This is a genomic window from Streptomyces sp. NPDC006332 (assembly GCF_040612855.1).
Lineage (GTDB): Bacteria > Actinomycetota > Actinomycetes > Streptomycetales > Streptomycetaceae > Streptomyces.
Map to the genome: position 1 here is coordinate 107,792 of NZ_JBEXRA010000020.1, position 12,202 is coordinate 119,993.

The 12,202-nt window shown below is 72.0% G+C and carries 8 protein-coding genes; 1 reads left to right on the forward strand and 7 read right to left on the reverse strand.

Annotated features, from left to right (window positions below):
• Positions 1 to 174: 174 nt before the first annotated feature.
• On the reverse strand, positions 175 to 4,071 hold the full coding sequence (locus tag ABZ027_RS19885; RefSeq protein WP_356769983.1) for a glycoside hydrolase family 2 TIM barrel-domain containing protein: 3,897 nt from the start codon (positions 4,069 to 4,071) through the stop codon (positions 175 to 177).
• 247 nt (positions 4,072 to 4,318) lie between these two features.
• On the opposite strand from ABZ027_RS19885, the gene ABZ027_RS19890 reads away from it, so the two are divergent.
• Positions 4,319 to 5,017 carry a response regulator transcription factor gene (locus ABZ027_RS19890; protein WP_356769985.1) on the forward strand — a complete coding sequence of 233 codons (699 nt, stop codon included), beginning with the start codon at positions 4,319 to 4,321 and terminating at the stop codon, positions 5,015 to 5,017.
• A gap of 280 nt (positions 5,018 to 5,297) precedes the next feature.
• Here the strand turns inward: ABZ027_RS19890 and ABZ027_RS19895 are convergent, their stop codons facing one another.
• The 6 genes from ABZ027_RS19895 to ABZ027_RS19920 form a co-directional block, all read right to left on the reverse strand.
• Entirely contained in the window at positions 5,298 to 5,807 is a 510-nt protein-coding gene (locus ABZ027_RS19895) for an O-acetyl-ADP-ribose deacetylase (protein ID WP_356769987.1), read from the reverse strand.
• The gene (locus ABZ027_RS19900; RefSeq protein WP_356769989.1) at positions 5,804 to 7,213 is read right to left on the reverse strand and encodes an NAD(P)/FAD-dependent oxidoreductase; all 1,410 of its coding nucleotides are present in this window, start codon (positions 7,211 to 7,213) and stop codon (positions 5,804 to 5,806) included. Before ABZ027_RS19900 ends, ABZ027_RS19895 begins: the two co-directional genes overlap by 4 nt.
• A 225-nt stretch (positions 7,214 to 7,438) precedes the next feature.
• Positions 7,439 to 8,278 carry an inositol monophosphatase family protein gene (locus ABZ027_RS19905; RefSeq protein WP_356769991.1) on the reverse strand — a complete coding sequence of 280 codons (840 nt, stop codon included), beginning with the start codon at positions 8,276 to 8,278 and terminating at the stop codon, positions 7,439 to 7,441.
• Between the two features lie 109 nt (positions 8,279 to 8,387).
• Positions 8,388 to 10,220 carry a gamma-glutamyltransferase gene (locus ABZ027_RS19910; protein WP_356770065.1) on the reverse strand — a complete coding sequence of 611 codons (1,833 nt, stop codon included), beginning with the start codon at positions 10,218 to 10,220 and terminating at the stop codon, positions 8,388 to 8,390.
• A 120-nt stretch (positions 10,221 to 10,340) separates the two neighbouring features.
• The gene (locus tag ABZ027_RS19915) at positions 10,341 to 11,009 is read right to left on the reverse strand and encodes a response regulator transcription factor (protein ID WP_356769993.1); all 669 of its coding nucleotides are present in this window, start codon (positions 11,007 to 11,009) and stop codon (positions 10,341 to 10,343) included.
• Positions 11,006 to 12,109 (reverse strand): sensor histidine kinase, encoded by a 1,104-nt coding sequence (locus ABZ027_RS19920; protein WP_356769995.1) that lies wholly within the window; start codon positions 12,107 to 12,109, stop codon positions 11,006 to 11,008. The genes ABZ027_RS19915 and ABZ027_RS19920 overlap by 4 nt, the downstream gene beginning before the upstream one ends.
• Between the last annotated feature and the right edge of the window lie 93 nt (positions 12,110 to 12,202).

Genomic DNA, 12,202 nt, shown 5'->3' on the forward strand with positions numbered 1-12,202 from the left:
CTCCAGCATCGGACACGGGGAGGGTGAGGGCTGGCGAGAATCCGACATCAACCTCGGCTGTCCAGGACCCGGCCGGATCCCCGTGGTTCCGCGGGACCGGCCGCCGGGCGGCCGGGGCGGGCGTAACGGCGGCCCGGGACACCGCCTCGTCGGCGTCCCGGGCCGGCCGCGCGGTCACTCGGTCGCCGTCGGCCGCCGCGAGGCCGCCGTTGCCTTCCCGACGTCCCGCAGCGGGCGCAGCCGGTAGGTGTAGGCGTAGTCACGGTTGGCGAGGAGCTTGTACTCGTCGTGGGTGTGCGCCCCCCAGCTGTTGTCGCCGCCGACACCCATCTGACGGTGGTTCACCCGCAGGACGACCTCGTCGCGCGGCGTGAGCTGGTAGTCGTGGCGGGCCCCCACCGACAGGTCCTCCGGGGTCAGGTGCGAGGCGCTGACCTCGATCAGCGGCTCCCCGCTGACCAGCAGTCCGACACCGCCCGGGCCGGTCAGCGCGGCCCAGCGGACGTCGGTCTTGTTGCCGTTCTCCTGCGGGCGCAGGTAGGAGGTCCACTGTTCGGCGACGGTGCCGGAGTACAGGCCGACGTCGGTGCCGTTGTTGCGGTCCCACATGTTCTCCTCGGGACCGCGGCCGTAGTAGTGCAGGCGCTCCAGTCGCCCCGGCAGGAACAGCAGGGTGCCGACCTCGGGGATGTACGGCAGTGAGGCCGCCCCCGGGTGCAGGGTGTTGTCCACCTTGATCTCGCCGTTGCCGAAGACGGTGTAGGTGGTGGTGTACGTCGACTCGACGGTCGTCGGCAGAGTGCCGCTGACCTTGATCTCGACGGCCCTGTCACGCAGGGCGCGCACCTTGACGTCCGTGACCTCGCGCCGGGCGCCCGCGTCGCGCCAGGTCTGGTTGCGGGTGTGCTGCCCGTTGCCGCGGTCGTTGTCGGTGGGCGCCCGCCAGAAGTTCGGCACCGGCCCCGAGGTGATCAGGCGGGCGCCGTGGGCCTCGTACGAGGTGATGGTCCCGCTGCTCTTGTCGACGGTGACGGAGAATCCCTCGCCCCGGACGGTGACGGTCTTCGAGCCGTCCTCGTGGCGCAGCGTCGGTACGCGCTCCAGCGGTACGGGCGTCACGGCGGGGCCGCTCGCGGTGACGGGGAGTTGCTGCTTGGCGACCTCGAAGCCGGCCTTGGCCCACTTGGTGGGCTCCTTCGTGGTGAAGGAGAGATGCAGGAAGTACTCCGTGCCGGGCGCCCCACGCGTCGGCACCCGCGCCGGGACGGTGATGTCCTTGCTGGTCAGCGCCGGGACGTCCAGCTGATCGCGGGTCAGCCTGCCTCGCTGGACGACCTTGCCGTCGGCCAGCAGCGACCAACGGCCGTCGAACTCGCGGAGGTTGGTGAACAGGTACTCGTTGGTGAGGGTGACCCGTCCCGAGGTGACCGCGTCGCCGGACGTGGGGGCGGCGTTGATCGCCTGGTAGATCTGCTTGACCTCGGCGGCCTTGCCGGTGTGGCCGCGGTCGGCGGTGACGATGCCGTCTCCGGAGAACGCCCCGTCGTTGGGGTTGTCGCCCCAGTCGCCGCCGTAGGCGAGGAACGTCTTCTCGGAGGGCCGCTTCTCGGTGAGGCGGACGGTGGCGGCGTCGAACCAGAACCGCACACCCTCGTCGCGAGGGCCACGACTGTCGGAGGCCAGCTCGCTCGCGCTCAGGGCACGCGCGTACACGCGTGCCCTGCGGATGGTGCCGCTGAACTCGCGGGTCGGGTTGTCGACGTCGGTGGCCAGGGACAGCGGGGCCGTGTTGACGGCAGGGCGCCGGGTGGTGGTGAGGGTGGCGCGGGCCGCGCCGTCGACGTGGAGGGTCAGGGTGCCCGCCTGGGCGTCGAAGACTCCCGCGACGTGGTGTTCTCTGCCGGTCCAGTTGTCCGGCAGCGCCCAACTGGCGGTGGCCCACTGGCCGCCGCCGTGAATGAAGAACTCCAGGGTGGTGTCCGACTGCTTGAGGGCGTACTGGGTGTCGCCCTTGGCGAGGATCGGCTGGTGGCCGCCGGTGAAGTGCGGGGTGACCCAGGCCTCCAGGGTCAGCGAGCCGGTGAGGTCGAGGCTCGCGTCGCGGGCGAAGACGGTGCCGCCGAAGACGCCCATGTCGCGGCCGAAACCGCCGCTGGGGGCGATGACCTCGCCGCGAAGTGCGCGGGGTCCGGACTCGGTGAGCAGCTTGCGGGTCGGGGTGGGCCAGGTGAGGGCCTGGTCGACGAAGTCCCAGATCCAGCCGCCCTGGAGGACGTCGTAGCGGCGGACGACGTCCCAGTACTTCTTGAAGTTGCCGCTGGAGTTCCCCATCGCGTGGGAGTACTCGATCATCACGTACGGCCGGGTGTCGCCGGTGTCCTTCGCCCGTGCCTCGACGCGCGAGGGGCTGTCGTACATCTCGGAGCGGATGTCACTGATGCCCGGCCGGTCGTCGCCCTCGTACTGGATGACGCGGGTGGGGTCGTAGGAGCGTATCCAGTCGTGCATGGCGTTGAAGGTGCTGCCGCCGCCCGCCTCGTTGCCGAGCGACCAGATGACCACCGAGGCGTGGTTCTTGTCGCGGTGGACCATGCTCTGGGCGCGGGCCACGCATGCCTTGGTCCACTCGGCGTGGTCGCCGGGGTACTCGTCCCGGATGCCGTGGGTCTCCAGGTTGGTCTCGTCCACGAGGTACAGGCCGTACTCGTCGGCGAGTTCCAGCCAGAGCGGGTTGTTGGGGTAGTGCGAGGTGCGGACACTGTTGATGTTCAGCCGTTTGATGATGCCGATGTCCTCGACGAGGTCCGCGCGGGTGAGCGCCGAGCCGTGCACCGGATGCATCTCGTGACGGTTGGTGCCGCGGAAGGAGACCGGCTTGCCGTTGATGCGCATCAGCCCGTCCTTGAGGGCGAACTCCCGCAGGCCGACCCGGTGGGAGAGGGTCTCGATCACCTTGCCGGACGGGTCACGCAGGCGCAGCACCGCGGTGTAGAGGTTCGGGTGCTCGGCCGACCACAGGCGCGGCGCGGGCACGGCCTTCGCTGCCTGTACGGTCGTCTCGTCGCCGGAGTCCAGAGCGACGGTCTGCTGCAACGGGCGGGACCAGACCGGGTGTCCGCCCGCGTCGTACAGCTGCGTCTCGACGGAGTACCGGCCGGCGCCCTTGCCGCCGTAGTCGCGCACGCTCGCGGTGACCGACAGTTCGGCGGACTTGTAGTCGTCGCCGAGCGGGGTGTCCAGCTTGAAGTCGCGCAGGTGCACGGCGGGCGTGGAGTACAGGTGGACCGAGCGGAAGATGCCGCTCAGCCGGATCATGTCCTGGTCCTCCAGCCAGTCGCCGTCGGAGTAGCGGTAGACCTCGACCGCGATCTGGTTGGTGCCCGGCTTGAGGTGAGGGGTGATGTCGTACTCGGCGGGGTCGTAGGAGTCCTCGTGGTAGCCGACCAACTCCCCGTTGATCCACACGTAGTGGGCGGACTTGACCCCCTCGAAGTGCAGGAACGTCCGCCGTCCGGCCCAGTCGCGCGGGACGGTGAAGGTGCGCCGGTACTGGCCGACGGGGTTGTGGCGGGTGGGGGCGGCCGGGGGCTGTGCCTCCTCGCCCCGGCCGTTGGGGCCCCACCACGGGTAGGTGATGTTGATGTAGATCGGGCGGTCGTAGCCGTGCAGCTGCCAGGCGGAGGGGACCGGGATGGTGTCCCAGTCCCCGTCGTCGAGGTCCGTACGGTGGAAGTCGACGTCGCGGTCGTCGGGACGGTCGGCGTAGGCGAACTTCCACATGCCGTCGAGGCTGAGGCGGTAGGGCGAGCGGGTGCGGTCGGCGGCCAGGGCCTGCCTGACGTCCTGGTACGGCATGAGGGTGCTGTGCGGCGGCTCGCTGCCCAGCCGGAAGACGGCCATGTTGCCGTTCCACTCCGGGGTGCCGTCCGCCGGCGCGCGCCGGCCGGCCGCGTGCGCGAGGGAGGGGGACGCGGAGAGGGCGAGCGCACCGAACACCGCGGCACCCCCCTCCAGGAGACGGCGACGGCTGACGAGCGGTCGGTCGGCGTGGGGCACGTGCGGGTGCGGCATGGCGGGGCCTTCCTCGGTGCGACGGTGGGGGTGCGCGGACTGAGGGTGCGTCAGCCAGGAAACCCTAGGACTCGAACACAACCGAAGCAATGATCTTGTCGGACTTTGTTCGGTCCTGTTTGGCCGATGCGAGCCGCCCCCTCTTCGCATGTGATGCAGGCCACACAAGAAACGACGCCGTTTCGATAAGCGCGAGAGCTACTCTTTCCCTAGGCGAACGAAACCGTTTCGTTCAGAAGGGGCGAGCATGGTCACCGTCTTCGTCTTGCATCAGCAGTCCCTGCAACGACTCGGTCTGCGCATGCTCCTGTCGTCCCGGCCCGGTCTGACCGTCGTCGGCGAAACAGCCGACGAGACGGAGGCGATCCGGACGAGCGACCGGCTCCGTCCGGACGTCGTCCTCATGGACGGCTCCGGCCTCGACTCCGGCGGGATCGAGACCGTCCGCCGCCTCGCTCGTTCGTCCCGCGTGCTCCTGCTGAGCCCCTCCGGCCAGGACACGGACGCGTACGCCGCCATGCGCGCCGGGGCAGGCGGATTCGTCCTCCCGGACGTCACGCCCGACGAGCTGGCCTCGGCCGTGCACGCCGTGGCCGTCGGTGACGTGGTCATCTCCCCCAGCCTGACCCGCGAACTCATCGACGCCGTCCGCAGCCTCCGTCCCGCCGCGGCACCCGAGCGGACACACGGGATCGGCACGCTCACCGAGCGGGAGCGGGACGTGCTCACCGCGGTCGCCTCCGGCTGGTCGAACGCCGAGATCGCGGAGCGACTGCACATCGCCCCCACCACCGTGAAGTCCCACGTCAGCAACATCCTCACCAAGACCGGCGCCCGCGCTCGCGTGCAGCTGGTGCCCTTCGCCTACGAGAACGGTCTGATCCGGCCCACCGTGACACCCCTGCGGACCGCGGCCGCGCCCGCGCCCCTCCCCGCCGCCGCCTGAACAGCGGCTTCGCGACAACGTGCCGATCCGGCCGCCGATCGAGCCGCTGATCCGAGCCGCTGATCCGAGCCGCTGATCCGAGCCGCTGATCCGAGTTCCTCGACTGCCGGAGCATCATCGAGCCGCACCGGAACAATTTTGGTGGCCGAGATCCTGGAGCACGGCCGCGGGGACGGCCTGCTCACCCGTGGACGCCGGGCCTCGGTCGAGGACGCCCACACACCGGGCACCACGATTTTGGGAACTCAGACACCAGCGGGAACCCCGAACCGCGACTTCGTCAGCCAAGTCGCGCGGCGAATGCGTCATACGCCCGGTCGTCGAAGAGGACGAACCTGACCTCCTCGACCGCCGTGGGCGTGGCACGCACGGTCTCCACCGCGATGCGGGCGGCGTCCTCCACCGGCCAGCCGTAGATGCCGGCGGAGACTGCGGGGAACGCGACCGTGCGAGCACCCAGCTCGTCCGCGACCCGCAGTGACTCCCGGTAGCAGGAGGCCAGCGACTCCGAGCGGTCCTCCTCGGTGGTGAAGCGCGGGCCGACGGTGTGGATGACCCAGCGGGCGTCCAGCTCACCCGCGGTCGTCGCGACCGCGCGGCCGGTGGCGAGGCCCCTGCCGTACGGCGAGGCGCGCAGTGCGCGGCACTCCGCCAGGATCGCGGGGCCGCCGCGGCGGTGGATGGCGCCGTCCACGCCGCCCCCGCCGAGCAGCGAGGAGTTGGCCGCGTTGACGATGGCGTCGGCGCGCTGCCGGGTGATGTCGCCCTGCGCCAGGGTGATGGTGGTCATGTCTGGCGCAGCCTCCTCCAGACGGCCTTCGCCGCGTTGTGGCCCGACATGCCGTGCACACCGGGCCCGGGCGGGGTGGCCGAGGAGCAGATGAAGACGGCGGGGTGCGGGGTGCCGTACGGGAACAGGGAGAGTCTGGGGCGCAGCAGGGTCTGGAGTCCGCAGACCGCTCCGGAGGAGATGTCGCCGCCGACGTAGTTCGGGTTGCGGGCGGCGAGTTCGGGTGGTCCGGCGGTCGCGCGGGCGAGGACCCGGTCGCGAAAGCCCGGGGCGAACCGCTCCAGCTGGCGTTCGATGGCCTCGGTGAGGTCTCCGGTCCAGCCGTTGGGGACATGGCCGTACGCCCAGAACACGTGCTTGCCGGCCGGGGCCCGGCCGGGGTCGACGACACTGGGCTGCACGGTGATCATGAATGGCTTGTCGGGTGCGCGGCCCTCCCGGGACGCCGCGCGCAGGGCGCTGCCGATCTCGGCGCTGTCCGCGCCGATCTGCACGGTGGTGGCCCTGTGCGGCTCCGGCGCGGTCCACGGCACGGGGCCGTCCAGCGCATAGTCGATCTTGAAGACGCCGGGGCCGTACCGATAGCCCTCGTAGTAGGTGCCCAAGCCGGCGATGCGGGCGAGCGCGGTGGGCGAGGTGTCGAAGACGTACGCGCGGGCGGGCGGCAGGTCGTCGAGCCGCTTGACCTCGTAGTCGGTGTGGATGGCGCCGCCCAGGTCCTTGAGGTAGGCGGCGAGCGCGTCCGAGATGGACTGGGAGCCGCCGCGCGCCACGGGCCAGCCGCGGGCGTGCGCGGCGAGTGCGAAGACCAGGCCGATCGCGCCGGTGGCGAAGCCGCCCAGCGGGGCCATGACATGGGCCACGAGACCGGCGAACAGGGTCCTGGCCCGCTCGTCGCGGAAGCGGCGGGTCAGCCAGGTGGACGGGGGCAGGCCGACGAGACCGAAGCGGGCGAGGGTGACCGGGTCCCGGGGCAGCGCGGTGAGCGGCAGCGACATGAAGTCCCTGGCCAGGGTGTCCCACTTGGGCAGGAAGGGCTCGACCAGTCTGCGGTAGGTGCCGGCGTCGCGCGGGCCGAACGAGGCGGCCGTCTCGCCGACCGACCGCGCCAGGACGGCGGCGGTGCCGTCGGTGAAGGGGTGTGCCATGGGCAGGTCGGCGTGCAGCCACTCCAGGCCGTACCGCTGGAGGGGCATCGCGCGGAAGGCCGGCGAGTTGATGCCGAGCGGGTGGGCCGCCGAGCAGGGGTCGTGCCGGAAGCCGGGAAGCGTGAGCTCCTCGGTGCGGGCTCCCCCGCCGACGGTGTCCCGGGCCTCGAAGACGGCCACGGAGAAGCCCCGGCGGGCCAGCTCCACAGCAGCGGTCAGTCCGTTCGGCCCCGCACCCACCACGACCGCATCGAGCATCGACGGCACCTTCGGACTCCTTCGTCAGCCGATGGCCTGTGAGGATCAGGATATGACGTGGGCCCGACAGCGCCGGGCCGCGGGGCACCACCCGGGGCCGCCGAGCCTTCGTCGACCGTGTACGGCCGCTCGTCCGGTGACCGACGACCACCGCTGCCTCTCCCCTGCCTCCGCGTCGGCGACCGCCGGCTACCGGCCGGCTACCGGCCGGCTGAGGGGTCCTCACTATGCCCTCAGCAGTTCCACCACCCGGCGGGCGGTGGCCGCGTCGCGGGCCGCGGTGAAGGGGAGGGCGTTGTGGCCGGTGATGCGGAACGGCTCGCCTTCCCGCGTCAGGTGCGTGCCGCCCGCCTCCTCCACCAGGAGCAGGCCGGCCGCGTGGTCCCAGGCAAGTTCCCAGGTGAACGCCGTGGCCTCCAACTCGCCCCGGGCGACCGCCAGGTACTCCAGGCCGGCCGAGCCGCAGGCGCGCGGTGCCACGCCCGCGGTCCGCAGCCCGAGGAGGGCCTGCTTCTCCGCGTCGGTGGTGTAGTCCGGGTGGGAGGTGGCCACCCGCAGGTCACTGCCTGGCTCCGGGGTGCCGGAGGTCAGCCGCTCGCCGTCGAGGTACGCGCCCTGCCCGCGGACGGCGGTGGCCATCTGGTCGCGGGCCGGGGCGTACGTCCACGAGGCGAGCACGACCCCGCGCCGGGCCAGCGCGATCAGGGTGCAGAAGCCGGGGTCGCCGCGTACAAACTGTCGGGTGCCGTCGACGGGATCGACGATCCAGACCGGCGTGTCGCCCTGTATCGCCTCGTAGGACCTGGGGTCGGCGTGCACCGCCTCCTCGCCGACCACGACCGAGCCGGGCAGCAGCGCGCCCAGCACCTCGGTGAGATACAGCTCGGCATTGCGGTCGGCGTCCGTCACCAGGTCGTGCGGGCCGCTCTTCTGGTCGACCTCGTGCGCGGCGAGCCGGCAGAAGCGCGGCATGATCTCGGCCGCGGCCGCCTTGCGGAGGGCCTCCTCCACGTCCGTCGAATGCCGGGCGAGAAACTCGTCGATGGTTTCCGTGTCTTCGATCATGGCTCCATGAGAGCACGCGCCACTGACAATCCCCTCCGGCCCGGTGCACAACGGGTGGAATCACCATGAATACCGGGGTTCGGCGTACCCGGCAAGATCGGCGGCCGGTTCAGCGGCCGACCGCGTACCCCTGCATGCCTCGCGGGTTCGCGGCCGCCGACAGCACGCCGGTCCCGGGGTCCCGGGCGACCGCGCACAGGCGTCCCTCCGACCACGGGGCGCCCACCGTCACGTCGTGCCCGCGTCCGCGGAGTTCCGCCACGACGTCCGGGTCCATGCGGGCCTCCACCGTGACGCTGCCCGGACGCGTGCCGCGCGGGTAGAAGGAGCCGGGGAAACTGTCGTTGTGCCAGTTCGGGGCGTCGATCGCGCCCTGCAGATCGAGTCCGCCGCGGACGGTGGCGCGCAGTGCGACCGCGAGGAAGAAGTGCAGCTGCCACTGGTCCTGCTGGTCCCCGCCGGGCGTCCCGAACGCCATCACCGGTATGCCGTCGCGCAGCGCGATCGAGGGGGTGAGGGTGGTGCGGGGGCGGCGGCCCGGGGTGAGCGAGTTCGGCAGGCCCTCCTCCAGCCAGGTCATCTGCAACCGGGTGCCCAGCGGAAAGCCCAGCTCGGGCACGACGGGGTTGGACTGGAGCCAGCCGCCGCTGGGGGTGGCGGCGACCATGTTGCCCCAGCGGTCGACGACATCGAGGTGGCAGGTGTCGCCCCGGGTGTGCCCGTCGGCGGCGACCTCGGACTCGGGCTCGCCCGGCACCGGGGAGGTGGGAGGTTTGGCGACGGTGGGCTCGCCGGTGCCGGGCCCGTCATGGACCGCGACCGTCGGCTCCCCGGCGCCCAGCCGGTCGAACCCGGCCCCGCCGCCGCGGCCCGCGCGCGCGTGGGCACTGGTCCGCGGGACACGGCCGTCGGGGCTGCCGGGCCGCGACTCGTACGACGCCTTCTCCCCGACCAGCTGCCGCCGCCGCGCGTTGTACGTGTCCGACAGCAGTGCGTCGAGCGGCACCTCGGCCGCGTCCCCGTACCAGGCCTCCCGGTCCGCCATGGCGAGCTTGCAGCCCTCGATCAGCAGGTGGACGTAGTCCGCGGACCCGTACCGGGGCAGTTCGGGCGGCAGCAGCGCGAGTTGCTGGAGCAGGACCGGTCCCTGGCTCCAGGGGCCCGCCTTGCAGACGGTCCAGCCGTTCCAGTCGTACGTGGCCGGCGCCTCGTAGGTCGCGGACCAGCCGGCCAGGTCGGCGGCCGTGAGGGTACCGGTGTGCCGCTCGCCGCTGGTGTCCATGGTGGGCCGCCGGGCCTGCCGTACCAGCGCCTGAGCGATGAAGCCGGTGCGCCACACCTCCCGCGCGGCCTCGATCTGCGCCGTGCGGTCCCCCGCCCCGGCGACCTCGGCGAGCAGCCGTTTCCAGGTGGCGGCGAGGGCGGGGTTGCGGAACAGCTCCCCCGGCCGGGGCGCCTTGCCGTCCGGCAGGTACACGTGCGCCGAGGTGGTCCACTCCGTCTCGAACAGCTCCCGTACCGTCTCGACGGTCGCGCCGACGTTCTCCACGGGCGCGTGGCCGTGTTCGGCGTAACCGATGGCGTACTTCAGGATGTCCGCGAGCGGTTTCGTGCCGTGGTCCCTCAGGAGCAGCATCCAGGCGTCGAAGGCGCCGGGGACGGCGGCGGCGAGCGGTCCCGTCCCGGGGACGAGATCCAGGCCGAGGCCCCGGTAGTGCGCGACGTTCGCCCCGGCCGGCGCGACGCCCTGCCCGCACAGCACCCGCACCTCGCCTCCGGCCGGCGCCAGCAGGATCGGTACCTCACCGGCGGGCCCGTTCAGATGCGGTTCGACGACGTGCAGCACGAACGCTCCCGCCACGGCGGCGTCGTAGGCGTTGCCACCGTCCTCCAGTACGGCCATCGCCGACTGCGAGGCGAGCCAGTGGGTGGAGGACACCATGCCGAAGGTGCCCTGGAGGGTGGGCCGGGTGGTGAAGGACACCATCTCACCTCGTGGTTGCTGGGGGTCGGGCGGTCGAACTGTCAGCAGGCTATCGATCGCCCAGCAGGCACCCGCACGTCAAGGTGCTGTGCCGCGTGCCGTCACCAGCCCCGACTCGTAGGCGAACACGACCAGTTGGGCCCGGTCGCGGGCTCCCAGCTTGGTCATCGCCCGGCTGACGTGTGTCTTGGCCGTGAACGGGCTGATGACCATGTGTGCGGCGATCTCCTCGTTGCTGAGGCCACGGGCGGCCAGCGCGGTGACCTCGCGTTCGCGGCGGGTGAGGTGTTCCAGGCCGGGGGCGGTGGTCCGGTCCGGGGGCCGGGAGACGAACTCGCCGATCAGGGCCCGGGTGACCGACGGGGAGAGCAGGGCCTCGCCCCGGGCCACCACCTCGATGGCCTGGAGCAGGTCGGCGGGTTCGGTGTCCTTCAGCAGGAAGCCGCTCGCGCCCGCCCGCAGGGCCTCGAAGACATACTCGTCGAGGCCGTAGTTGGTGAGGATCACGACGCGGACGGTGCGGAGGGCGGGGTCGGTGGCGATACGGCGGGTCGCCTCGATGCCCGTCATGACCGGCATCTGGACGTCGATCAGCGCGATGTCGGGTGTGTGGGCCCGCACCAGGGCCACCCCCTGTTCGCCGTCCGCCGCCTCGCCGACCACCTCGATGCCGTCCTCGGCGTCCAGCAGGGCACGGAAACCGGCGCGCATCAGCGCCTGGTCGTCGACGAGTGCCACCCGGATCATCCGGCCGCCCGAAGAGGCAGTTCGGCCCGCACCGAGAAGCCGCCCTCCGTGCGTGGGCCGGTGTGGAGCGTGCCGCCCAGGGCCGTGACGCGTTCTCGCATGCCGGTGAGGCCGATGCCCGGTTTCGGCGGGCGGGCCGGGTCGGCTGCTCCCTCGTCGTCCACTTGAATCGTCAACTCGTCCTCCCCGTAGTCCAGTTGCACCCGCACCTTGGCCCCTCCCGCGTGCCGGGCGGCGTTGGTGAGTGCCTCCTGGACGATGCGGTACACCGCCTGGTCGAGGCCGGCCGACAGGGCGCGTTCGTCCCCGTTCACCGTCAGCTCGACCGCGAGGCCCGCCGCCCGGGCGCGATCCACGAGCAGGGCCGGTGTGCCGAGTGGTTCGTCGGTGCGCAGCACCCCCAGCGTGGCGCGCAGCTCACGCATGGCCTCACCGCCTGCCTCCTGGATGGCGAGCAGTGCGGGCGGCACCTCCTCGCCCCGCTTGCGGGCCAGGTGCACGGCGACACCGGCCTGGAGCTTGACGATCGAGATGCTGTGGGTGAGGGAGTCGTGCAACTCCCGGGCTATCCGCAGGCGTTCCTCTCCGGCCCGGCGCAGGGCCGCCTCCTCCCTGGTGCGTTCGGCCTCCAGGGCGCGTTGTTCCGTCTGGCGCAGGTAGGCCTGCCAGTTGCGGTCGGCCAGGCCCGTCACCACCGCGCACAGGAACCAGCCCGCGAACAGCGCGGCCTTCTCCACGATCTCCCCGGTCGTGGGCCCGGTCGCCACGTACGCCGCGAGGTACACCCCGCTCGCGGCGGCGGCCCAACCCCGGTGATCCGCACGGGACGCCGCGTGCACGGCGGCGAGGACGGGAAGGGCGGCGAGCAGCCCGGGGTGGGCGTGCAGGACGTACGCCGCGCCGGTCGCGGTGGCCGCGGCGAGCACGGCCAGGGGGGCCGGGCGGTAGAACGCCAGAGCCGCCGAACCCAGCGCGATCAGGGCGTAGTCGACGGCGGTCGTGTCCGCGTCGGACGCGGCCGTGGTCAGGACCAGCGCGCCGACCACGACCGCCAAAGCGGCGTCGGCGAGATTCCTGCGTGTGACCAAGTGCCCACTCATCCACGCACAGTAGCGCCGGGAACGGACACCGGAATCAGCCCTGTGGACAACTCCCCCACTACTCCCCAGGGAGTAGTCCGGGCCCTCGGGCCG

Coding starts and splice junctions, on each gene's coding strand:
- ABZ027_RS19890 (WP_356769985.1), top strand. CDS start 4,319: ATGGTCACCGTCTTCGTCTTGCATCAGCAGTCCCTGCAACGACTCGGT.
- ABZ027_RS19915 (WP_356769993.1), bottom strand. CDS start 11,009: ATGATCCGGGTGGCACTCGTCGACGACCAGGCGCTGATGCGCGCCGGT.
- ABZ027_RS19885 (WP_356769983.1), bottom strand. CDS start 4,071: ATGCCGCACCCGCACGTGCCCCACGCCGACCGACCGCTCGTCAGCCGT.
- ABZ027_RS19910 (WP_356770065.1), bottom strand. CDS start 10,220: ATGGTGTCCTCCACCCACTGGCTCGCCTCGCAGTCGGCGATGGCCGTA.
- ABZ027_RS19905 (WP_356769991.1), bottom strand. CDS start 8,278: ATGATCGAAGACACGGAAACCATCGACGAGTTTCTCGCCCGGCATTCG.
- ABZ027_RS19920 (WP_356769995.1), bottom strand. CDS start 12,109: ATGAGTGGGCACTTGGTCACACGCAGGAATCTCGCCGACGCCGCTTTG.
- ABZ027_RS19900 (WP_356769989.1), bottom strand. CDS start 7,213: ATGCTCGATGCGGTCGTGGTGGGTGCGGGGCCGAACGGACTGACCGCT.
- ABZ027_RS19895 (WP_356769987.1), bottom strand. CDS start 5,807: ATGACCACCATCACCCTGGCGCAGGGCGACATCACCCGGCAGCGCGCC.